Origin of the sequence: Massilia cellulosiltytica, assembly GCF_047325105.1 — a bacterium.
Taxonomy (GTDB): domain Bacteria; phylum Pseudomonadota; class Gammaproteobacteria; order Burkholderiales; family Burkholderiaceae_D; genus Telluria; species Telluria orientalis.
Window position 1 is genome coordinate 6,353,161 of record NZ_CP168562.1, and the last position, 20,884, is coordinate 6,374,044.

General features: G+C 65.5%; 22 protein-coding genes. 11 read left to right on the forward strand and 11 right to left on the reverse strand.

The window, feature by feature from the left end; all coding sequences use genetic code 11:
* Positions 1-67: 67 nt before the first annotated feature.
* From queF to rapZ, 4 genes are all read left to right on the forward strand, one after another.
* A complete protein-coding gene (gene queF / locus ACEN9H_RS27840) occupies positions 68-898 on the forward strand; it encodes an NADPH-dependent 7-cyano-7-deazaguanine reductase QueF (protein ID WP_056126646.1) in 831 nt (276 codons plus the stop codon).
* Positions 899-1,232: 334 nt separating this feature from the next.
* A complete protein-coding gene (locus ACEN9H_RS27845; RefSeq protein ID WP_259448148.1) occupies positions 1,233-1,715 on the forward strand; it encodes a PTS sugar transporter subunit IIA in 483 nt (160 codons plus the stop codon).
* Between the two features lie 16 nt (positions 1,716-1,731).
* Positions 1,732-2,667: an HPr(Ser) kinase/phosphatase gene (gene hprK / locus ACEN9H_RS27850; RefSeq protein WP_036238906.1), complete on the forward strand. Its 936-nt coding sequence runs from the start codon at positions 1,732-1,734 to the stop codon at positions 2,665-2,667.
* A gap of 187 nt (positions 2,668-2,854) precedes the next feature.
* A complete protein-coding gene (rapZ, locus tag ACEN9H_RS27855; protein WP_413672853.1) occupies positions 2,855-3,718 on the forward strand; it encodes an RNase adapter RapZ in 864 nt (287 codons plus the stop codon).
* A 16-nt stretch (positions 3,719-3,734) separates the two neighbouring features.
* On the opposite strand, the gene ACEN9H_RS27860 is transcribed toward rapZ, so the two are convergent.
* The 9 genes from ACEN9H_RS27860 to ACEN9H_RS27900 form a co-directional block, all read right to left on the reverse strand.
* A complete protein-coding gene (locus ACEN9H_RS27860; RefSeq protein ID WP_413672854.1) occupies positions 3,735-4,187 on the reverse strand; it encodes an SRPBCC family protein in 453 nt (150 codons plus the stop codon).
* Positions 4,184-5,260, reverse strand: coding sequence for an enoyl-CoA hydratase/isomerase family protein (locus ACEN9H_RS27865; protein WP_413672855.1), 1,077 nt, complete (start codon positions 5,258-5,260; stop codon positions 4,184-4,186). Before ACEN9H_RS27865 ends, ACEN9H_RS27860 begins: the two co-directional genes overlap by 4 nt.
* 102 nt (positions 5,261-5,362) lie before the next feature.
* Positions 5,363-5,722 (reverse strand): ribosome hibernation-promoting factor, HPF/YfiA family, encoded by a 360-nt coding sequence (gene hpf, locus ACEN9H_RS27870; protein ID WP_036238902.1) that lies wholly within the window; start codon positions 5,720-5,722, stop codon positions 5,363-5,365.
* Positions 5,723-5,785: 63 nt separating this feature from the next.
* Positions 5,786-7,288, reverse strand: a complete 1,503-nt coding sequence (locus tag ACEN9H_RS27875; RefSeq protein ID WP_413672856.1) for an RNA polymerase factor sigma-54 — start codon at positions 7,286-7,288, stop codon at positions 5,786-5,788.
* Positions 7,289-7,290: 2 nt separating this feature from the next.
* Positions 7,291-8,067, reverse strand: coding sequence for an LPS export ABC transporter ATP-binding protein (lptB, locus tag ACEN9H_RS27880; protein WP_371765226.1), 777 nt, complete (start codon positions 8,065-8,067; stop codon positions 7,291-7,293).
* 14 nt (positions 8,068-8,081) lie between these two features.
* Positions 8,082-8,651: a lipopolysaccharide transport periplasmic protein LptA gene (lptA, locus tag ACEN9H_RS27885; protein ID WP_413672857.1), complete on the reverse strand. Its 570-nt coding sequence runs from the start codon at positions 8,649-8,651 to the stop codon at positions 8,082-8,084.
* Between the two features lie 13 nt (positions 8,652-8,664).
* Positions 8,665-9,276, reverse strand: a complete 612-nt coding sequence (gene lptC / locus ACEN9H_RS27890) for an LPS export ABC transporter periplasmic protein LptC (RefSeq protein ID WP_056329249.1) — start codon at positions 9,274-9,276, stop codon at positions 8,665-8,667.
* A gap of 7 nt (positions 9,277-9,283) precedes the next feature.
* Positions 9,284-9,817, reverse strand: coding sequence for a KdsC family phosphatase (locus ACEN9H_RS27895; RefSeq protein ID WP_413672858.1), 534 nt, complete (start codon positions 9,815-9,817; stop codon positions 9,284-9,286).
* Positions 9,817-10,839: a KpsF/GutQ family sugar-phosphate isomerase gene (locus ACEN9H_RS27900; protein ID WP_413672859.1), complete on the reverse strand. Its 1,023-nt coding sequence runs from the start codon at positions 10,837-10,839 to the stop codon at positions 9,817-9,819. Before ACEN9H_RS27900 ends, ACEN9H_RS27895 begins: the two co-directional genes overlap by 1 nt.
* Positions 10,840-10,924: 85 nt before the next feature.
* Between ACEN9H_RS27900 and ACEN9H_RS27905 the strand changes: the two genes are divergently transcribed.
* Positions 10,925-12,907 (forward strand): monovalent cation:proton antiporter family protein, encoded by a 1,983-nt coding sequence (locus ACEN9H_RS27905; protein WP_160406655.1) that lies wholly within the window; start codon positions 10,925-10,927, stop codon positions 12,905-12,907.
* 3 nt (positions 12,908-12,910) lie between these two features.
* Here the strand turns inward: ACEN9H_RS27905 and ACEN9H_RS27910 are convergent, their stop codons facing one another.
* Together ACEN9H_RS27910 and ACEN9H_RS27915 are read right to left on the reverse strand one after the other, a co-directional pair.
* Positions 12,911-14,029 carry a sensor domain-containing diguanylate cyclase gene (locus tag ACEN9H_RS27910; protein ID WP_056329241.1) on the reverse strand — a complete coding sequence of 373 codons (1,119 nt, stop codon included), beginning with the start codon at positions 14,027-14,029 and terminating at the stop codon, positions 12,911-12,913.
* A 95-nt stretch (positions 14,030-14,124) separates the two neighbouring features.
* Positions 14,125-14,715 carry a dienelactone hydrolase family protein gene (locus ACEN9H_RS27915; protein WP_413672860.1) on the reverse strand — a complete coding sequence of 197 codons (591 nt, stop codon included), beginning with the start codon at positions 14,713-14,715 and terminating at the stop codon, positions 14,125-14,127.
* 154 nt (positions 14,716-14,869) lie between these two features.
* On the opposite strand from ACEN9H_RS27915, the gene ACEN9H_RS27920 reads away from it, so the two are divergent.
* The 6 genes from ACEN9H_RS27920 to ACEN9H_RS27945 all read left to right on the forward strand — a co-directional run bounded on the left by ACEN9H_RS27920 (position 14,870) and on the right by ACEN9H_RS27945 (position 20,868).
* The gene (locus ACEN9H_RS27920; protein WP_413672861.1) at positions 14,870-15,619 is read left to right on the forward strand and encodes a GntR family transcriptional regulator; all 750 of its coding nucleotides are present in this window, start codon (positions 14,870-14,872) and stop codon (positions 15,617-15,619) included.
* 22 nt (positions 15,620-15,641) lie between these two features.
* Positions 15,642-17,372: a fumarate reductase/succinate dehydrogenase flavoprotein subunit gene (locus ACEN9H_RS27925; protein ID WP_413672862.1), complete on the forward strand. Its 1,731-nt coding sequence runs from the start codon at positions 15,642-15,644 to the stop codon at positions 17,370-17,372.
* Positions 17,373-17,385: 13 nt separating this feature from the next.
* Positions 17,386-17,619 carry a ferredoxin family protein gene (locus ACEN9H_RS27930; protein ID WP_075794293.1) on the forward strand — a complete coding sequence of 78 codons (234 nt, stop codon included), beginning with the start codon at positions 17,386-17,388 and terminating at the stop codon, positions 17,617-17,619.
* 21 nt (positions 17,620-17,640) lie between these two features.
* Positions 17,641-19,035, forward strand: coding sequence for an ABC transporter substrate-binding protein (locus tag ACEN9H_RS27935; protein ID WP_413672863.1), 1,395 nt, complete (start codon positions 17,641-17,643; stop codon positions 19,033-19,035).
* A 172-nt stretch (positions 19,036-19,207) separates the two neighbouring features.
* Positions 19,208-20,029, forward strand: a complete 822-nt coding sequence (locus tag ACEN9H_RS27940) for an ABC transporter permease (RefSeq protein ID WP_413672864.1) — start codon at positions 19,208-19,210, stop codon at positions 20,027-20,029.
* Positions 20,026-20,868: an ABC transporter ATP-binding protein gene (locus tag ACEN9H_RS27945; RefSeq protein ID WP_413672865.1), complete on the forward strand. Its 843-nt coding sequence runs from the start codon at positions 20,026-20,028 to the stop codon at positions 20,866-20,868. The genes ACEN9H_RS27940 and ACEN9H_RS27945 overlap by 4 nt, the downstream gene beginning before the upstream one ends.
* Positions 20,869-20,884: the final 16 nt, after the last annotated feature.

Genomic DNA, 20,884 nt, shown 5'->3' on the forward strand with positions numbered 1-20,884 from the left:
ACGATACGCCGCTTTGCCGCCGCCGGACCGGCATCGTCACGCATGTGGCCGGCTTCGAGTACACACCATGACCAATACCCCTGATCAATCGCCTCTTGGCAAAAACTCGGCCTACCAGACCGAATATGCGCCGGAGCTGCTGTTTCCCATCCCGCGCCAGCAAAAGCGCGACGAACTCGGCCTGGCGGGCACGCTGCCCTTCTTCGGCGTCGACATCTGGAACGCCTACGAACTGTCGTGGCTGAACATGCGCGGCAAGCCGCAGGTCGCCATCGCGACCTTCACGGTACCGGCCGATTCGCCCAACATCGTCGAATCGAAATCCTTCAAGCTCTACCTGAATTCGTTCAACCAGACCCGTCTGGCCAACACGGACGCCCTGCTGGCCCTGCTGCGCGAAGACTTGTCGACCGCAGTCGGCGCGCCCGTGCATGCGGCGCTGACCTTGCCCGAAGACTTCGACAAGCTGAAAATGGGCGAGCTGGACGGCCTCCTGCTCGACCGCCTCGACGTCGAGATCGACAATTACAGTCCGTCGCCGGAACTCCTCAAGGCCAACCACGAGGAAGCCGCGGTCGAGGAAACCCTCGTGTCGCACCTGCTCAAATCGAACTGCCTCGTCACGGGCCAGCCGGACTGGGGCAGTGTGCAGATCCGCTACGTCGGTCCGCAGATCGACCAGGAAAGCCTGCTGCGCTACCTGATCGGCTTCCGCGAGCACAACGAATTTCACGAGCAATGTGTCGAGCGCATCTTCACGGACATCCTGCGCCAGTGCAAGCCGAACAAGCTGGCGGTCTATGCCCGCTATACCCGGCGCGGCGGCCTGGACATCAATCCGTGGCGCGCCAATTTCAGCACCGCCAAACCGCCGAATTTGCGTGCCGCGCGCCAATGAACAATGCGGATGGGTGATTTTTGATCGTTCGTCCCCATCTACAGTGTACGTTTCCGGCGACATCCTTCACGATGTTTCCGGATGTGTAAAACGGCAACCAAGCGCTAGAAAAATCGGTAAAAGAGGCCCCGGGAAGACGTTTCATGCGTGAAACCCGGGATTTCGTGGCGGAAATTGCGCTCGCCGGATCGCCGGGTACGGGGTCTTTGTGCAAAGGTTTGCGGCAGGGATCACACAGGCATCGGACGGCGTGCAAAATCGAATTACACGGCCATAAAACAGGCCTATAATTCCCGCTCGCAAGCACCCAGGTGCACCGCAATAGAAGCGTGTTATGACTAATCTAAGCAAAATCCTCTCGCTCGAGAACGTGCAGCTGGACATCGAAGTGTCGAGCAAGAAGCGCGCCTTCGAGCAGGCCGGCCTGATCTTCGAGAACAACTGCGGCATCGCCCGCTCCACCGTGTCGGACAACCTGTTTGCGCGCGAGCGTCTCGGGTCCACCGGACTCGGTCATGGCGTCGCCGTGCCGCATGGCCGCATCAAGGGCAGCAAAAGCCTCAAATCGCCGCTGGCCGCGTTCGTGCGCCTGGCCGAGCCGATCCCGTTCGAATCGCCGGACGGCCAGCCCGTGAAGCTGCTCTTTTTCCTGCTGATCCCGGACCACGTCACGCAACAGCACCTGGAAATCCTGTCGGAGATCGCGGAACTGTTTTCGGATGAGGCAATCCGCACGGCCTTGAGCACGGACACGGATCCGAAGTCCGTCTACGAACGCATCATCAACTGGCAACCGAGCCTGCAAGCCCTCGGCTGACTTTGCGAAAGCGACCATGCTGCAGACCCCGCTGACCATCCAACGGCTGTATGACGACAACCGCGACAGCCTGCAACTGGGCTGGTTCGCCGGATTTCCGGGCGGAGAACGCCAGATCTCCGGCGACGCCGTCTCCGCCGCGGACCAGGTCGGCCACCTGAACCTGATCCACCCGGGCCGCATGCAGGTGTTCGGTCACCAGGAACTGAATTACTACCAGCGCCTGAAATCCGGGTCGCGCAGCCACCTGATCGGCGAACTGATCGCGGGCGGTCCGCCGGCGCTGTTCATCGCCCAGGGTCTCGACACCCCGCCGGACATCCTCGCCATCTGCGACGAGCAGAATATCCCGCTGTTCTCGACGCCGCTGCCGGCCGCGCAGGTCATCGACTACCTGCGCGTGTACCTGTCGAAGAAGCTGGCGCAGCGCGTCATCATGCACGGCGTGTTCATGGACGTGCTGGGCGTCGGCGTGCTGATCACGGGCGACTCGGGCCTCGGCAAAAGCGAGCTGGGCCTGGAACTGATCTCGCGCTCGCACGGTCTCGTCGCCGACGACGCTGTCGAATTCTCGCGCATCGCCCCGAACATGATCGAGGGCCGCTGCCCGCCGCTGCTGCAGAACCTGCTCGAAGTGCGCGGCCTGGGCCTGCTGGACATCAAGGCGATCTTCGGCGAGACGGCGGTGCGCCGCAAGATGCGCCTCAAATTGATCGTCCACCTCGTCAAACGGGGCGCGCTGGACGAGGAAGTCGAACGCCTGCCCTTCCACTTCCCCACCGAGGACGTGCTGGGCCTGCCGATCCGCAAAGTGGTCATTCCCGTCGCGGCCGGCCGCAACATCGCGGTGCTGCTGGAAGCTGCGGTGCGCAATACGATCCTGCAGCTGCGCGGGATCGATACGCTGCAGGAGTTCATGGAGCGTCAACGCCAAGCGATGTCCAGCGACTGACGGATGTTCAGTATGGATTCCCGCTTTCGCGGGAACGACGTTCTTGTGTACGTGTCCGCGAAATACCGTCATTCCCGCGCACGCGGGAATCCATGCCGAGTACCCTGACCCGCGACGCCTGTTGCAAATACCTCATCCATAAGCCTTGTGCGATGCGGCAAAGACTTGCCGATGCTATCATCGCGCCATGCGCATCCTACTCATCACCGGTATCTCGGGCTCCGGTAAATCCGTCGCCCTGAACGTCCTCGAAGACGCTGGCTACTATTGCGTCGACAACCTGCCCCCCGCCCTGCTGCCGGCGCTCGTCGGCAGTATCGAAGGCGACGAAACCAGGCGCATCGCCGTCGCCGTCGATGCGCGCAGCGCGGAGTCCCTGGCCGAACTGCCGACGACGGTCGCTGCACTGCGGGAGGAAGGCCATCAGGTGAAGGTGATCTTCCTGACGGCCAGCACGCACTCGCTCGTCGCCCGTTTTTCCGAGACGCGCCGCAGCCACCCGCTGTCGCACGAACTGCGTCCGGGCGAGAACCCGGCGTCGCGCCGCACGCTGATCGAATGCATTTCGGAAGAACGCGACCGGCTGGGGCAGATCGAGAAGATGGGCCACGTGATCGACACGTCCGAACTGTCGGCCAACAAGCTGCGCGCGTGGATCAAGGAACTGGCCGAGGTCACCTACGCGCCGCTGACGCTGTATTTCGAATCGTTCGCATTCAAGCGCGGCGTGCCGCTCGATGCCGACTTCGTGTTCGACGTGCGCGCCGTGCCGAATCCGTATTACGACCTCACCTTGCGCCCGCTGAACGGCAGGGACGCACCCGTGATCGCCTTCCTCGACGCCCAGCCGCAGGCGACCGAGCTGCTGTCCGATATCCGCGCGTTCATCGCCAAATGGCTGCCGTCGTTCAAGAAGGACAACCGCAGCTATCTCACCGTGGCCGTCGGTTGTACGGGCGGCCAGCACCGCTCCGTGTACATGGCGGAACGGCTCGGCGCGTATTTCAGCGACACGGAACGGGTCGTCGTGCGCCACCGCGAACAGCCCTGATACGGCCAACGCGAATTCAGCCGATGCCGAAGCGCCGGCGCAGCCGCGCATGGCGATGGCGGAACAACAGCGCCACGCTCGCGCGCGCGAGCACGCGCGGCAGCAGGCGCGAACGGAACGTCAGGTTGTCGACGACCCGCGTGCCCCGCGCCGACGGCGCGACGATGCGCTCGTGCTGCCAGAACGCCATCGACAGCATCGGCGAGCGCTCCAAAAAACGCCGGCCCGGCTCGAGTTCGACGAGCGTGAGGTCGCTCCGGTCGATGGGCAGCACGCGCAACAACAACAGCCAGCTGCGGCACAGGCGCTGTCCCGGCACGACATCCTCCGGCAGGGTCCGCATCCCGCGCGGGAACGTCATGCGCAGCAGCGGCGTCATCTCGTCGGCGATGCCCTCGACGGACGTGACCCGGCGCCACACCGTGTCCGGCGCGGCAGCCAGCTCGGATTCGAAGCGCAGCGCGATCACAAATCGCGGAGTGGATGCGCGTGCCGGGGCCAGACGGGCGCGAAGAACCACGCGACCATCTCCGGCGTGACCGCAGCTAGCGTGGGCGGATTCCAACGCGGCGCATTGTCCTTGTCGATCACGAGCGCGCGCACGCCTTCGAGCACTTCGCCGTGTTCGAACGTGCGGCGCACGAGCGAGCGCTCCATGCGCAGGCAGTCCGCCACGCCAAGCGCTTCCCCGCGCACGAGCATCTCGCGCGTCACGGACATCATCAGCGGCGAGCGCTGGCGCAGCGTGGCCAGCGTCTTTTGCGCGAACGGGCTCGCATCCGTCTCCAGCGACGCCATCACGGCCGCGACGGAGTCCGCACCGAAATGGCGGTCGATCGCGTCGCGCTGCGCTTCCAGTTCGCTCGCGCCAGCCGGGAACGGCGCGGCGAACGCGCGGATCGCGGCGGGCAGTTGCGCGCCCGGTGTCGTCTCGATCAGCGCGCGCAGCGCATCCAGCTGCGCGCCCGGCACGAACACGTCGGCCAGGCCGACGTAGATCGCATCGGCCGCGCCGATGGTCACGCCCGTCACGCCGAGATAGTGGCCCAGGCGGCCCGGTGCATGCGACAGGAAGTGGCTGCCGCCCACGTCCGGGAACAGGCCAATGTTCACCTCGGGCATGGCGATCTTCGAGCGCTCCGTCACGATGCGCAGGCCGCAGTCCGGACCGCCCTGCGCGATGCCCATCCCGCCGCCCATCACGACGCCATCCATCAGCGCAATGTACGGCTTCGGATAGAAGTGAATGAGGTGGTTGAGCGCGTATTCTTCGGTGAAGAAATCTTCCAGCAGCGGGCTGCCGGTCTGCGGCGTCGCTTTGCCGGCCTCGTGGAAAAAGCGGATGTCGCCGCCGGCACACAAGGCCTTTTCGCTGCTGCTTCCGATGACGACGGCGTCGATCGATGCATCGTCACGCCAGGCGAGCAGCGTGGCGGTGAGCGCGCGGACCATGTCCAGCGACAGGGAGTTCAGCGCCTTCGGGCGGTCCAGGGTGATGATGCCGGTGCGGTTGGCAACCCGCGTCAGAACGTGTGCAGTCATGTCTCGTTGTTATTGAAATAATCAGACCAGCATTGTAGCGTCCAGAAAAACGAAAAGGGCGCCGATGCGCCCTTCGTTCATGGTCCTACTGCAAGCGTGGCATCACGCTGCGGCGGGCTCTTCCTCCCCACCCTCGGACATGCGCTTGATACACGCGTTGTCATGGTCCTTGAGCATTTGCTTGTACTTGACGACCTGGCGGTCCAGGCGGTCCATCAACATGTCGATCGCGGCGTATAGATCGTGCGCGGCACTGGCGACATGGACGATCTTGCCCGCGAGGCGCAGGTTGATCTCGGCTTTCTGGCGTTTTTCTTTCTCGGTGAGATTGTCGATGCAGAGGATGACATGGGAGTCGATCACTTGATCGAAATGACGGGTGATGCGTTCGAGCTTGTTCTGTACGTATTCTCGGATGGCTGGAGTTACATCGAGATGATGTCCGCTGATTGTGAGATTCATACACACTCCTTTGAAGATGCACTGCCTGCCGTGCGCGCATCTAGCGCAATGGGACAGTGTTTGTTACAAGGATTTGCGGAGACTGACGGGCGGGATTTTCAGCGCCTCACGGTATTTTGCGACCGTGCGTCGCGCGATGACCATTCCCTGTTCCCCTAGCATCTCCGCGATCTTGCTATCGGATAATGGATTCTTGGGGTCTTCTGCTCCTGTGAGTTGTACGATGAGGGCCCGTATTGCCGTCGACGATGCTTCGCCTCCCGCTTCGGTGGCAACGTGACTCCCGAAGAAATACTTCAACTCGAACATGCCGTGCGGGGTCAGCATATATTTCTGAGTTGTGACTCGAGAAATTGTGCTCTCGTGTAGACCTAGTGTATCAGCTATCTCACGTAAAACAAGGGGCCGCATCGCGACTGCGCCATGGGAAAAAAAGTTGCGCTGGCGATCGACAATTGCTTGGGCTACACGCAGGATCGTGTCGAAGCGCTGGCGCATGTTCTTGATGAGCCACTTGGCTTCCTGCAACTGCGCGTTCATCTGTGTTTCCGATTTGCCCTGCTTCATCAGCGACGCGTACAGGCTATTCACGCGCAGGCGCGGCATCACTTCCGGATTCAGCAGCACGCTCCAGCCATCCTTGGCGCGGCGCACGATCACGTCGGGCACGACGAAGTCCGACACGTCCGACGCGAACGCCGCGCCCGGATGCGGATTGCACTGGCGGATGACGGCCTGGGCTTCGCGCAGGTCTTCGTCGTCGCAATCGAGCGCCTTCTTCAGCTTGTTGAATTCGCGCTGCGCGAACCACGTCAGGTATTTTTCGACGATGACGAGCGCCATGCGCCGCGTCACCATCGGCACGCCGGGCATGCGGCGGATCTGCAGCGCCAGACACTCGGCCGCGCTGCGCGCGCCCACGCCGGGCGGATCCATGCTCTGCACCATGGCGAGCGCCGTGCGCAATTCGTCGAACTCGATCTCGAGTTCTTCCGGCAGGCGCGCGTGGATGTCTTCCAGCGGTTCTTCCAGGTAGCCGTTGTCGTCGAGCGCGTCGACGACGAGTTCCACGAGCGCGCAGTCGCGCGCCGCGCAGCACGTCATGCGCACCTGTTCCATCAAATGCTCGCGCAGGGTGACGGGGCTCGCTTCCAGCTGCGGGCGGCCGTCCTCGTCCTCGCCGCCGCTGCCGCTGCTGCGGCCGTATTCGCCCCAGTCCTCGCCGCCTTCGCCGCCGCCCTCTCCGCCCTCGCCGCCGGCGTCATTCGCTTCGCCATTGGCGTTCTCGGCGGGCGCGCTGCCGCCTTCCTCGCCGTTGCCCTGCGCGGCCGGCGCCTCGCTTGCCTGCGATGACGCCGGGGCGCTGTTGATCGCGCCGTCGGCGAGCAACCGCACGGAGCGGTCGAGCGGATCGTCGAGCCGTTCGAGCAGCGGGTTCTCGCTCAGGACCTGCTCGATTTCCTGGTGCAGCTCGAGCGTGGACAACTGCAGCAGGCGGATCGATTGCTGCAGTTGCGGCGTCAGTGCAAGGTGCTGTGAGGTCTTGAGTTGCAGCGTCTGTTTCATGACTACATTCGGAAGTGTTCGCCCAGGTAGACGCGGCGTACCGATTCGTTGGCGATGATGTCGTCGGGACGGCCCGACGCCAGCACCGCGCCCTGGTTGATGATGTAGGCGCGGTCGCAGATGCCCAGCGTCTCGCGCACATTATGGTCCGTGATCAGCACGCCGATGCCGCGCTCCTTCAGGAAGCGCACGATGCGTTGGATCTCGATCACCGCGATTGGATCCACGCCGGCGAACGGTTCGTCCAGCAGCACGAAGCGCGGATTGGTCGCGAGCGCGCGCGCGATCTCCACCCGGCGGCGTTCGCCACCGGACAGGGACAGCGCCGGGCTCTCGCGCAGCTTCTCGATCTGCAGCTCGGTCAGCAGCTCGTCGAGACGTTCGGTGATGCGCGCCTTGGTGAGCGACTTGCCGTTCTCGCGCTGCAATTCCAGCACGGCGCGGATGTTCTCTTCCACCGTCAGCTTGCGGAACACGGACGCTTCCTGCGGCAGGTACGACAGTCCGAGCAGCGCGCGCCGGTGGATCGGCAGGCTCGTGATGTCGGTGCCGTTGATGTCGATGCTGCCGGCGTCCGACGGCACGAGGCCCACGATCATGTAGAACGAGGTCGTCTTGCCTGCGCCGTTCGGGCCCAGCAGGCCGACCACTTCGCCGCACGCCACCTGCAGCGACACGTCGCGCACGACGAGCCGCTTGCCGTAGCTCTTCTGCAGTCCCTTGACGACGAGGGTGCTGCCGCCGCATTCGGCCGGCGCGGCCTGCGTGCCTGCTTCCATTGCGCTTGCCTCCGTCATTGCTTGCCTGCCGGAGCGGGAGCGGCGCCGGCTGCAGGGGCGCGGCGCGGCTGCAGCGTGATGCTGCCGCGGCCATTGCCCGGCTTGTCCGTGCCGTTGGCGTCGTTCAGGCCGAGCAGCTTCTCGTTGCGGTTGTCGTAGGAGATGAATTCGCTGGCCATCTCCTGCGTGATCTTCTTGCCCTCGAGCTGGCGGATGACGGCCTTCGAGAACAGCTTCACGAGGTCGTTGCGCTCGTCGTATTCGATGCGCTGGGCCTGGCCCTCGCCCCACAGGTCCGGGCCGCCGTCGCGCTTCTGGCGGAAGGTCGCGAGCTTGCCGGGGTTGGCCGTGAGGATGAAGGTGCGCCAACCGTCCGGCGACTCCTTGACCTCGGCGCGGTCGGATTTCAGGATCATGGTGCCGCGCGTGATGACCACGTTGCCGGTGGCGACGTAGTTCTGCGTGACCTGGTCGACGTTGGCGTTGTCGAACGCGATGTCGACGGGCTTGAGCGCGTCCGCCTTCTCGGCCGAGGCAGCCAGCGGCACCAGCAGGAAGATGGCGGCGGCGAGTATTTTTTTCATTCGATAGTCCTTTTTAGTGACTTGCGCGCGACTGGCGTGGCGGATAGGTGACCTTGCCGCGGCCACCCAGCGCGATCTGCTGCGTGGCGTTGTTGGCGACCATGCCCACCGCGTCGACCGATGCGGCGCCGAGCGTCATGTGGATCGGCCTGTCGGTCTTCGCGATCTCGTCGTCCGGCAGGATCGTCAACACCTCGGTGCGGATCCGCATCGGATCCGCACCCGGGGCCGCTGGACGCCGGATGTCGACATTGCCCGTCAGGTCGATCTGGTTCTGGTTCTGGCTCACGAGCGCGCTGTTGGACGTCATCGTCATCGGCGGATGCTCGTCGGTAAGGCTCTGCACGACCGGCTTGTCGACGAGCGCCGTGTTGTCGACGGGGCGGTGCGTGAGGCGCTCGCCCGAGATCACGTAGCGCGGCTTGCCGGCCTCCGACATGCGCACCCAGCTGAAGTTGTCGACGATGTAGTCCGGCTCGTTGCCCGCGTTGAAGCCCGGCCCGTTCTCCTCGCCCTGCATCACCTGCACGAGCCAGAAGCTGCCGAACGCGCAGAACACGGCGAACAGCATCAGGAGCAGCAGGCGCCAGCGGTGCGCGGTACGCTTGTAGCTTGCGGGAGCCATATCTCTCTTATCCGAAGTAAGGCGCGAGCGCCTGTTCGTAGGTGCCCTGGGCGCGCATCACCATGTCGCAGACTTCGCGCACGGCGCCGCGGCCGCCCGGGTTCTTCGTCACGTAATGGGCGCGATGCTGCACTTCCGGATGCCCGCTCGGCACCGTCACCGCAAAGCCCACGCGCGTGAACAGCGGCAGGTCGATCACGTCGTCGCCGATGTAGCCGCACGCCTGGGCCGTCACGCCGGTTTTATTCAGCAGCTCGGCGAACGCGAGGCGCTTGTCGTGCTGGCCCTGGAATACGTGCGTGATGCCGAGATCGGCCGCCCGCTTGATGACGATGGGCGACGTGCGCGCGCTGATGATCGCCGTCTGCACGCCGGTGCGGTTCAGCAGCTGGATGCCGAGGCCGTCCAGCACGTAGAACGTCTTCGTGACTTCGCCGTCCGGGCCGTAGGTCAGGCTGCCGTCGGTGAGGACGCCGTCCACGTCGAAGATCATGACCTTGACGCGCGCCGCGCGCTCCATGTGTGCCAGCGGAGTCACCATCAGATCACCTTGGCGCGCGTGAGGTCGTGGATGTGCAATGCGCCCACCAGCACGCCGTCCGCATCCGTGACGAGCATCTGGTTGATGCGGAATTCTTCCATCACGGCGACGGCATCCACCGCCAGCTGTTCCGGATGCACGCGGCGCGGGTTCGGGTGCATGACGTCGCGGATCGCGAGCTTGCTGAAATCCTGGACCTTTTCGATCAGGCGGCGCAGGTCGCCGTCCGTGAACACGCCGACCGGACGGCCGGCATCGTCGACGATGGCCGTCATGCCCATGCCCTTGTGCGAGATTTCCAGCAGCGCGTCGGTGAGGAGCGCGTCCGGTTTCACCTTCGGCACCGCGTCGCCGCTGCGCATCACGTCGCGCACGTGCGTGAGCAGGCGGCGGCCGAGCGCGCCGCCCGGATGCGAGCGTGCGAAATCGTCCGACTTGAAGCCGCGCAGCTCGAGCAGCGCGACGGCCAGGGCGTCGCCCAGCGCGAGGGTCGCGGTGGTGCTCGCGGTCGGCGCCAGGTTCAGCGGGCAGGCTTCCTTCTCGACGGCCACGTCCAGGTGCACGTCCGCCGCCAGGGCCAGGCTCGACTCCGGCTTGCCGGTCATCGCGATCACGGGCACGTTCATGCGCTTGACGGCCGGGATCACGATGGCCAGTTCGCTGCTTTCGCCGGAATACGAGATGGCGATCAATACGTCCTGCGAGGTCACCATGCCGAGGTCGCCGTGCGCGGCCTCGCCCGGGTGCAGGAACAGCGCCGGGGTGCCGGTGGAGGCCAGCGTCGCCGCGATCTTGCGGCCGATGTGGCCCGACTTGCCCATGCCCGACACGACGACACGGCCTTTGCACGCCATCATCAGCGCGACGGCGCGCGGCACGCTGTCGTCGCGGTCGAGGCGCGCGGACAGCTTGCGGATCGCCTCGCCTTCGATATCCAGCGCCTCGCGGGCCAGATCCAGCGCGCGCCGGGCCTGGGCCTCGTTAAAACTTGTCAGCATTATTTTTTCATCGGTTACACTCATAGGCAAAGTATATCCGAATTGGGAAAGCAAAAAACTTGCCAGACGTAACAAACAACATATTTACGGGACCTCGCCGTCGCGCTCCATGACCTCAGGCCTCGAACTCACTCTCTTGTTGCTGGGCAGCGCAGTCCTCGGCGTCGTCGCGTTCCGGATGTTGCACCTGCCGCCGATGCTGGGCTATCTCGCCGTCGGCGTGCTGATCGGCCCCCACGCGCTGAACCTCGCCGACAACGGCACCACGACGCAGGCCCTGGCCGAATTCGGCGTCGTCTTCCTCATGTTCTCCATCGGGCTGGAATTCTCGCTGGCCCAGCTGCGCGCCATGCGCCGCATCGTGTTCGGGCTCGGGGTCGCGCAGGTCGTGCTGACCATCGTCGTGACGGTGCTGGCGTCACTGTGGACGCGCTACCTGCCCCCGTCGATGCAGATCGGCTGGCAGGCCGCGCTGGCGCTCGGCGGGGCGCTGGCGATGTCGTCGACGGCCATCGTCTCGAAGCTGCTGACGGAGCGGCTGGAACTGGAAAGCGAGCACGGACGCCGCATCATCGGCATCCTGCTGTTCCAGGATCTCGCCGTCGTGCCGCTGCTGATCCTGATCCCGTCGCTGGCGAAACCCGCCGAGGAGCTTGCGATGACGCTCGCGTGGGCCGGCATCAAGGCCGCCGCCGTGCTGGCGCTGCTGCTGTTCTTCGGCCAGAAGCTGATGCGCAAGTGGTTCAACATCGTCGTCAAGCGCCGCTCGCAGGAACTGTTCATGCTGAACCTCCTGCTGATCACCCTGGGCGCGGCCGCGATCACGGAACACGCGGGCCTGTCGATGGCGCTGGGCGCGTTCGTGGCGGGCATGCTGATCTCCGAGACGCCGTATAAACACCAGGTGGAAGAGGATATCAAGCCGTTCCGCGACGTGCTGCTGGGCCTCTTCTTCATCACCATCGGCATGCTGCTGAACGTGCAGCTCGTGCTCGCGAACTGGTGGGTCGTCCTGCTCCTGCTGGCCGTGCCCGTGCTGCTGAAATTCGCGCTGATCGCGCTGCTGGCCAAGGCGTTCGGCTCCACCGACGGAGTCGCGATGCGCACGGGCCTCGCGCTCGCGCAGGCCGGCGAATTCGGCTTCGTGCTGCTGAGCCTCGCCTCGGGGTCGCACCTGATCGCGCCGTTCATCATCCAGCTCGTGCTCGCGTCGATGGTGCTGTCGATGCTGGTCGCCCCGTTCGTCATCGCGAACATGGACAAGCTCGTGATGAAGGTGGCGACCAACGAATGGATGCTGCAGTCGCTGCAGCTGACGCAGATCGCGAGCCGCACGATGGCCACGCAGAAGCACGTGATCATCGCCGGCTTCGGCCGCAGCGGCCAGTCGCTGGCCACCTTGCTGTCGGAAGAAAAGCTGCCGTGGTACGCGCTCGACCTCGACCCCGAGCGGGTGCAGGAAGCGCGCACGGCCGGCATCAACGTGTCGTACGGCGACTGCACGCGCCGCGAAGCGCTGATCGCGGCCGGTATCAACCGCGCCAGCGCCCTCGTGATCACGTTCGCGGACACGCGCCTCGCGGTGAAAGTGCTGCACCTCGTGACCGAGCTGGCGCCGAAGCTGCCCGTGATCGTGCGCGCCCACGACGACACGGAACTCGACGTGCTGAAACGGGCCGGCGCCACCGAAGTCGTGCCGGAAGCGCTGGAATCGAGCCTGATGCTGGCGTCGCACGCGCTGGTCGTGATGGGCGTGCCGCTGCGCCGCGTCGTGCACCGCGTGCAGGCCGCGCGCGACGAGCGCTACGCCTCGCTGCGCGGCTTCTTCCACGGCGCCAGCGACATCGCGGACGGCACGGAACACAACTACGTGCGCCTGCATTCGGTGACGTTGCGCGACGACGCCGGCGCCGTCGGGCGCTGCATCGCGGAGCTGGAACTGGACGAAGTGGGGGCCGAAGTCACGGCCGTGCGGCGCGGGATCGACCGCATCGAGCCGGGCCCGGAGACGGAATTGCGGGCGGGAGATGTCGTCGTGTTGCGGGGCACCGGAAACGCGGTGACCCGGGCCGAGGGCCGGCTTTTACGCTGACCTCTACGTCGATGCGACGACGCGGTTCCGGCCGCCCTCTTTCGCCTGGTAGAGCGCCTGGTCGGCCTGCGCGACGAGCTGCTGCGCCACACCCTCGATCGCGTGGTCCCGCTCGAAATCGTCGAGGGTCGCCACGCCGATCGACACCGACACGTCCAGCATCTGCCCTTCCGGCATCACGAACGGCTTCTCCGCCACGCTGGCGCGGATGCGCTGGGCGACCATGCTGGCGCTGCCCAGGTCCGCATCGATCAGCAGCACGACGAATTCCTCGCCGCCGAAGCGGCCCAGCGCATCCGTCATGCGCAGTTCGGCCTTGATGCGCGCCGCCACTTCGCGCAGCACGTCGTCGCCGGCCAGGTGGCCGTACGTGTCGTTGACCTGCTTGAAATAATCGATGTCGATGTACATGCACGACAGCCGGTACGCCTGGCGCCGCGCGCGCGAAATCTCTTCGACGAGGCGGCGGTCCATGTAGCGGCGGTTGTAGACGCCCGTCAGCGCATCGGTCAGGCCGATGTACTTCAGCATCTCGTTGCTGATCACGTTCTCCAGGCAGATCGCGATGATCGACCCCATGTGCTCGACGAAGTCCGTCCCCAGCAGCGGCGTGAAGCGGCCCGGGTCGCGGCTGCCCAGGTTCAGGCTGCCGATCAGCCGTTTATTCCGCAGCAGCGGCACCATCGCCACGCTGGCCAGGCCCGCGGGCGGATGGGGAAAGGCGTGGCGCTGCGTGGCCGCGTCGAACGGTATCAGCCGCGGTTTCGGCGTGCGGCCGGCGCTCAGGTCATAGCCGAGGCCATCGACGTTGTCGTGGAACAGCAGATTGGGAAACGCCTCGAAATCGACGCCCAGCTTGTGCATGACGGTGTAGATGTCGGCGTCCGTGTCGACGAGCGACAGGGTGACGGCGTCGAGGTCGGACACCACGGGCAACAGGCGGAAGATCGTGCCGACCAGTTCCTGGAAGGTGCCCGCGCCGACGATTTCCAGGTCGAACGCCTGGTGCCGCATCATGATGGCGTGGTTGCCCTCGGCCTGGTCCATCAGGCTGGCCAACTGGCGGCGCAAGGCCTCGTTCTCGGCGATGAGTTCGCGCACGCTGGCGCCGCGCTCGTGCATGTGTGGTTCCCCTTCAGCAAGAACCCTAATTTACGCGAACTTACGCGGCTTGGAAACGAAAATGATGAGGTAAGGCTAACAATATTGCCAAGATGTCATCTCGATGTTGCGCGTACCGCGTCCCAGGCCCGGTCCAGCAGCGGCGGCGCCAGCAGGTGGACGGCGCGGGGCACGACGTCCAGCCGCACGTCCGCCCCGAGCGCGGCGAGGCGTTCGAACATGCGTTCGCTGTGCTGCACGGGCACCGTCCCGTCCCGGCGGCCGTGCACGAGCGTGACGGCCGTACGCCGCTCCCACACGTCGGGCAACGGCGCGCACCGTCCCGCGATGGCGACGACGTGGCGCGCGAGATAGCGGTCCTGGCACGCGGCCAGCGCCATGATCGCGCCCTGCGAAAAGCCCGCCAGCACCGTTTGCTCCGCGCCCACGCGATGCGCGCGCTGTAATGCCTCGATGGTCGCGACGAATGCCGGCAGCGCGGCACGGATGCGGCCCGGACGGCTTTCTTCCGTGATGCCGGCCACCGACATCCATTGAAAGCCCGCGCCGCCACGGTCGCAGCGATGCGCGGCGGGCGGTGCGACCACGCGCGCGTGAGGATCATGGGTGGTGATCAGGTCGGCCAGCGGCGCCATGTCGGCGGGCGTCTGGCCGACGCCATGCAGCAGGATGATCAGGGAATGCATCCGCGCAGTCTAGCGCATCCGCCGCATATCGATATACGCCCACCGACTCAGGCGTTTTCCAAATTAACAAGCGCGAAACCATTCGTTCCCGGGGTCCCCGCTCGTCGCTACCATCCTGCCAATCATGACTTGTCATGACAGGACATACCAGACCATGACCCACGCCACCTTTCGCGCCATCGAACCATCCGCCGTCCCGCTGTATTCGCAAGTCCGTGAACGGCTGCGCGAACGCATCGCCGACGGTACCTATACCCCGCAGGCCCGGCTGCCGTCCGAAAGCGAGATCGGCACCCTCCTCGGCGTCAGCCGCATTACCGTGCGCCAGGCGCTGGGCGACCTGCAGAAGGAAGGGGTGATCGTCAAGGTGCCGGGCAAGGGCACGTTCGTCGCGGAGACCCGCCCGAGCCAGGAACTGGCGCGGCTGGAAGGCTTCGGCGAAGCGATGTCGCGCAAGGGCCACCGGATCGTCAACCGCGTCGTGAAGCATGCGCTGGTCGAAGCCTCGCCCCTGGCGGCCGCGCGGCTGCGCGTGGCGCCGGGCGCGCCCGTGACGGAGATCCACCGCGTGCGCTGGCTCGACCGCGAGCCGGTGTCGTTCGAGATCACGTACCTGCCGCCCGCGATCGGCGAGCGCCTGCACGGCGAGAACCTGGCCGAACGGGACATCTTCCTGATCCTGGAGGCCGACTACGGCATCGCGCTCGGCCACGCCGACATCCAGATCGGTGCGATCAATGCAGATGCCGCATTGGCCGGTGCCCTGCGCGTCGATCCGGGCGCCGCCCTGCTGCGCATCGAGCGCCTGACGTGGACGGCGGACGGCGTGCCGCTCGACTTCGAATACCTGTACGTCCGCGGCGAAGCCTTCCAGTACGCCCTGCGCCTGCCGCGCCATCCCTGACATTCATTTAACTGGAACCGATATGGAAACGCATATTCAAACCGTCGACGTGCTCGTGATCGGCGGCGGCACGGCCGGCCCGATGGCCGCCGTGAAAGCCAAGGAAGCGAACCCGCAGCTGCGCGTTCTGCTGCTGGAAAAGGCCAACGTCAAGCGCAGCGGCGCCATCTCGATGGGCATGGACGGCTTGAACAACGCCGTCGTGCCGGGCTTCGCGACGCCCGAACAGTACGTCAAGGAGATCACGATCGCCAACGACGGCATCGTCAACCAGGCCACCGTGATGGCGTACGCGCAGAACAGCTACGCGATGATCGAGGAACTGGACAGCTGGGGCGTGAAGTTCGAGAAGGACGAGACGGGCGACTACGCGATGCGCAAGGTCCACCACATGGGCACCTACGTGCTGCCGATGCCCGAAGGCCACGACATCAAGAAAGTGCTGTACCGCCGCCTGAAACGGGCGCGCGTAGCGATCACCAACCGGCTCGTCGCCACCCGTTTGCTGACCGCCGCAGACGGCTCGATCGCAGGCGCGATGGCCTTCGATTGCCGCACGGGCGACTTCCACGTGATCCGCGCGAAATCCGTCGTGCTGGCGACGGGCGCCGCCGGCCGCCTCGGCCTGCCGGCATCGGGCTATCTGTTCGGCACCTACGAAAACGCGACCAACGCGGGCGACGGCTACAGCATGGCCTATCACGCGGGGGCCGAGCTGTCCGGCATCGAATGCTTCCAGATCAACCCGCTGATCAAGGATTACAACGGCCCCGCCTGCGCCTACGTCACCGGCCCGTTCGGCGGCCACACGACGAATGCGAAAGGCGAGCGCTTCATCGAATGCGACTACTGGAGCGGCCAGATGATGCAGGAGTTCTACGACGAACTCCAGGGCGGCAACGGCCCGGTCTTCCTGAAGATGAACCACCTGGCCGAGGAAACCATCCAGACCATCGAGACGATCCTGCACACGAACGAGCGTCCGAGCCGCGGCCGCTTCCACGAAGGGCGCGGCACGGACTACCGCGAGCAGATGGTCGAGATGCACATCTCCGAGATCGGCCTGTGCAGCGGGCACTCGGCGTCCGGCGTGTGGGTCGACGAGCATGCGCGCACGACGGTGCCTGGCCTGCACGCGGCCGGCGACCTCGCCTGCGTCCCGCATAACTACATGCTGGGCGCCTTCGTCTACGGCCGCCTGGCCGGCGAAAGCGCGGCCGCGTACTGCGCGGCGCACGAGCTGCCCGCCGTCGACGAAGCCCAGGTCGAGCGCGAGCGCGCCCGCGTGTGGGCGCCGCTGGCGCGCGAGGACGGGCTGCCGCCGAACCAGGTCGAGTACAAGCTGCGCCGCATGGTCAACGACTACCTGCAGCCGCCGAAGGTCACGCGCAAGATGGAGATCGGCCTGCAGCGCTTCGAGATGATCCGCGCCGACCTGGATCGCCTGCAGGCGCGCAATCCGCACGAGTTGATGCGCGCGCTGGAGATCCACGCGATCCGCGACTGCGCCGAGATGGCCGCGCGCGCGTCGCTGTACCGCACGGAGAGCCGCTGGGGCCTGTACCACAACCGCGTCGACTACCCGCAGCGCAACGATGCCGACTGGTTCGTGCACGTACAGCTGAAGAAACAGGATGGCGCGATGACCTGTTTCAAGCGCCCGATCGCGCCATACATCGTTCCGCTCGACGACAACGAGAAGGACGCCTACCGCCGCCTGCGCGTGCACAAGACCGAGGCCCTCGCGGCCTGACCAGGAGAACCTCATGCCGACCACCATCAACATCACCAGCGTCCCCGTCACCGTCGACGACGACAAATGCATCGCACACAAGGGCTGCACCGTGTGCGTGGACGTGTGCCCCCTCGACGTGCTGGCCATCGACATGGTCAAGGGCAAGGCCTACATGAAGTTCGACGAATGCTGGTACTGCATGCCGTGCGAGAAGGACTGCCCGACCGGAGCGGTCCATGTCGATATCCCCTATCTGCTGCGTTGAACCATCCTACGGAGAACAATAATGAAATTCCTTGCCCTGTCCCTGCTGCTCGCCTTCGGCTCCGCCAACGCGGCCGAAACCATCCGCGTCGCCATCGGCACCCAGGACACGACCATCAACTGCGCCACCGGCGGCCTGCTGATCCGCGAGCTGCACCTGCTGGAAAAATACCTGCCGCACGACGGCAAGTACAAGGACGTCAGGTACGACATCGAGTGGAAGAATTTCACCTCCGGCGCACCGCTGACGAACGAGATGGTGGCCGGCAAGCTGGACCTCGGTTCGATGGCCGACTTCCCCGGCTCCTTCAATGGCGCCGCGCACGCCAAGGCGGGCAAGAAGAGCATCTTCATCACCGTCCTGTCGGGCAGCACGCTCGGTTCCGGCAACGGCATCGTCGTGCCGAAGAACTCGCCCGTGCAATCGCTGGCGGAACTGAAGGGCAAGACGATCTCCGTGCCGTTCGCCTCCACCGCCCACGGCATGCTGCTGCGCGCCGTGAAGGCGCAAGGCTGGGATCCGGAGAAGGACGTGAACATCACGACGCAGGCGCCGGAAGTCGCCGGCTCGGCCCTGCAGAGCAACAAGGTCGACGCGCACGCCGACTTCGTCCCGTTCGCGGAATTGTTCCCGCACCGCGGCTTCGCCCGCAAGATCTACGACGGCTCGCAGGCCCAGGCGCCGACGATGCACGGCAGCCTCGTCGACGCGGCGTATGCGAAGAAGTACCCGGAAATCGTCGTGGCGTACCTGCGCGCCGCCATCGAGGCGGACCGCCTGATCGCGGCCGAGCCGGAAAAATACAGTGAGCTGATCGCGAAAGTGACGGGCATCGAAGCGGAAGTAAACTACCTGTTCCACGGTCCCGTGGGCCTGCAGACGCGCGACTTCACGTGGAAGCCGGAATACCGCCAGGCCGTGAAAACGTCGATCGAGACCTTGCGCCTCCTGAAGCGGACGGATTCCGACATCGACGTGAACAGCTTCATCGACGATACCTTTATTCGCACCGCCTTCAGGCAGGCGGGCCTGGACTACGACAAGCGGCTGAAGAACTACGAGAAGCTGCCGCTGAAGGCGAAGGACGCCGTCACCGGCAAACCGATCACGGACTTCCGCCACCTCACGCAGATCTGGGTGCAAGGCGAGCCGCTCGTGCGCCACTACGCGAGCGCCACCACCGCCATCGCCGAGCTGCGCAAGCTGGAACAATCGGGCAAGAAGGCGCGCACCGTGTACGCCCACGACCAGGGTTCGGGCCTGAAGCTGCTGGCAGGCGACGCGTGGTTCGTCGTCGCGGCCGACGGCAAGGACGTCAGCGCCTACCTGCTGAAGGCGGATGCGCAGACGCAGGCGGCGAAGGTCAAGGGCAAGGTCGTGGACTTCGATACGCTCAAGGGCGGCAAGGCCATTTGATAGCTTAAAAACCGCTGTCAGCTTAAAGACCGTCATCCCCGGCATTGCCGGAAATGACTCCCCGCGCAGGCGGGGATCCAAGCACTGCATCCGTAGTCGGAAAACCTGGGTTCCCGCCTGCACGGGAACGACGTGCAAACGCAGCGTTTCCTGTTTCCTGTTAGGAGCTTACATGGACACAACCGCCCCTCGCACACTCGACCCGGCCCTGCTGCGCCGCGCGGGCCGCCTGCTGCTGCGCGCGCTGTCGCTCGTCGCCTGCGTGGCGGCCTGGCAGTGGGCATCGACGCGCCACCTCGACCTCGGCCTGCTCACGTTCCAGAACGTGCCGTCGCCGCAGGACGTGCTGGACGCCGCCACGACGCTGCTCGAATCGCCCAAGCTGGCGCTGCACCTGAAGGCCAGCGTGTGGCGCGTGTTCGCCGGCTTCGCGGCAGCGGGCATCGCCGGCATCGGACTCGGTCTTTTCATCGGCCGTTCGCGGCTGCTGGAAGACGTGCTGCTGCCGCCGCTGGAAATGCTGCGCCCGATCCCGGCCGTCGCCTGGATCCCGCTGGCGATCCTGATGTTCCCGTCGTCGGAACTGTCGATGGTGTTCATCACGTTCATCGGCGCGCTGTTCCCGATTTTGCTGAACACGGTCCACGGCGTGGAAGGCGCCGACCCGCGCCTCGTCGCCTCGTCGCGCAGCCTCGGCGCCGGCCGCTGGACCATCTTCTCGGAAGTGATCCTGCCGGCGGCCGCGCCAAACATCGTCACGGGCCTGGCTATCGGCATGGGCACCGCGTGGTTCTGCCTCGTGACGGCGGAGATGATCTCCGGCCAGTTCGGCATCGGCTACTACACATGGGCCGCGTACACGATCCAGAACTACCCGGACATCGTCGTCGGCATGCTGTTCATCGGCGTGATCGGCATGGGCAGCAGCGCGCTCGTGAAAAAGATCGGCGATCTCGCCATGCCCTGGTACCACATGCAAAGGAAGAAGCGATGAACCAGACGACCCACTTCGAACACGCGCAACTGGCGCAGGGCGGCGCCATCGAGATCGACAATCTCGGCATCCGTCTCGGCGAAGGCGCGCAGGCGTTCGACGCCGTGCAGGACGTGTCGCTGTCCATCGCGCCCGGCGAATTCGTCTGCGTGCTCGGCCCGTCCGGCTGCGGCAAGTCGACCCTGCTCGGCGCGCTGGCCGGCCACTGGACGCCGAGCCGCGGCAGCATCCACGTCGACGGCGCGCCGGTCGCCGGCCCGCATCCGGACCGCGGCCTCGTGTTCCAGCAACACACGCTGTTCCCGTGGAAGAAGGTGCTGGACAACGTCGCCTTCGGCCTCAAGATGCAGGGCGTCGGCCGGCGCGAGCGGCGCGAGCGGGCGCGCGAGCTGCTGCGCCTCGTCGGCCTCGCCGGCTTCGAGGACCGCTATCCGATCCAGCTGTCGGGCGGCATGCAGCAGCGCGTGGAAATCGCGCGCGTCCTCATCAACCATCCGCGCGTGATGCTGATGGACGAACCGTTCGGCGCGCTGGACGCGCAGACGCGGCTGAAAATGCAGGAACTGCTGCTGGACGTGTGGGCACGCGTGAACACGACCATCATCTTCATTACGCACGACATCGACGAAGCGCTGTTCCTCGCCGACCGCATCCTCGTGATGAGCCCCCGGCCGGGCCGCATCATCGACGAGATCCGCCTCGACTTCGAACGCCCGCGCCATCCGGACGTCATGACCTCGAACCACTTCACGCGCCTGAAGCGCCACTGCCTGGACCTGCTGCATCCGCAGGCCAGCATCACGCCGCTCGCGCGCCTGAGCCCACTGGGCCCTCTCTGAACCCTGCCACGCAAGG

Bases quoted from the DNA above. Each gene is read 5' to 3' on its own strand.
- ACEN9H_RS27845 (WP_259448148.1), top strand. From the start codon at position 1,233: ATGACTAATCTAAGCAAAATCCTCTCGCTCGAGAACGTGCAGCTGGAC.
- ACEN9H_RS27915 (WP_413672860.1), bottom strand. From the start codon at position 14,715: ATGCATTCCCTGATCATCCTGCTGCATGGCGTCGGCCAGACGCCCGCC.
- ACEN9H_RS27910 (WP_056329241.1), bottom strand. From the start codon at position 14,029: ATGCACGAGCGCGGCGCCAGCGTGCGCGAACTCATCGCCGAGAACGAG.
- queF (WP_056126646.1), top strand. From the start codon at position 68: ATGACCAATACCCCTGATCAATCGCCTCTTGGCAAAAACTCGGCCTAC.
- lptB (WP_371765226.1), bottom strand. From the start codon at position 8,067: ATGGAAGCAGGCACGCAGGCCGCGCCGGCCGAATGCGGCGGCAGCACC.
- rapZ (WP_413672853.1), top strand. From the start codon at position 2,855: ATGCGCATCCTACTCATCACCGGTATCTCGGGCTCCGGTAAATCCGTC.
- hprK (WP_036238906.1), top strand. From the start codon at position 1,732: ATGCTGCAGACCCCGCTGACCATCCAACGGCTGTATGACGACAACCGC.
- ACEN9H_RS27875 (WP_413672856.1), bottom strand. From the start codon at position 7,288: ATGAAACAGACGCTGCAACTCAAGACCTCACAGCACCTTGCACTGACG.
- ACEN9H_RS27895 (WP_413672858.1), bottom strand. From the start codon at position 9,817: ATGGTGACTCCGCTGGCACACATGGAGCGCGCGGCGCGCGTCAAGGTC.
- ACEN9H_RS27865 (WP_413672855.1), bottom strand. From the start codon at position 5,260: ATGACTGCACACGTTCTGACGCGGGTTGCCAACCGCACCGGCATCATC.
- ACEN9H_RS27945 (WP_413672865.1), top strand. From the start codon at position 20,026: ATGAACCAGACGACCCACTTCGAACACGCGCAACTGGCGCAGGGCGGC.
- ACEN9H_RS27900 (WP_413672859.1), bottom strand. From the start codon at position 10,839: ATGAGTGTAACCGATGAAAAAATAATGCTGACAAGTTTTAACGAGGCC.
- hpf (WP_036238902.1), bottom strand. From the start codon at position 5,722: ATGAATCTCACAATCAGCGGACATCATCTCGATGTAACTCCAGCCATC.
- ACEN9H_RS27920 (WP_413672861.1), top strand. From the start codon at position 14,870: ATGACCCACGCCACCTTTCGCGCCATCGAACCATCCGCCGTCCCGCTG.
- ACEN9H_RS27905 (WP_160406655.1), top strand. From the start codon at position 10,925: ATGACCTCAGGCCTCGAACTCACTCTCTTGTTGCTGGGCAGCGCAGTC.
- ACEN9H_RS27925 (WP_413672862.1), top strand. From the start codon at position 15,642: ATGGAAACGCATATTCAAACCGTCGACGTGCTCGTGATCGGCGGCGGC.
- ACEN9H_RS27930 (WP_075794293.1), top strand. From the start codon at position 17,386: ATGCCGACCACCATCAACATCACCAGCGTCCCCGTCACCGTCGACGAC.
- ACEN9H_RS27940 (WP_413672864.1), top strand. From the start codon at position 19,208: ATGGACACAACCGCCCCTCGCACACTCGACCCGGCCCTGCTGCGCCGC.
- ACEN9H_RS27935 (WP_413672863.1), top strand. From the start codon at position 17,641: ATGAAATTCCTTGCCCTGTCCCTGCTGCTCGCCTTCGGCTCCGCCAAC.
- lptC (WP_056329249.1), bottom strand. From the start codon at position 9,276: ATGGCTCCCGCAAGCTACAAGCGTACCGCGCACCGCTGGCGCCTGCTG.
- lptA (WP_413672857.1), bottom strand. From the start codon at position 8,651: ATGAAAAAAATACTCGCCGCCGCCATCTTCCTGCTGGTGCCGCTGGCT.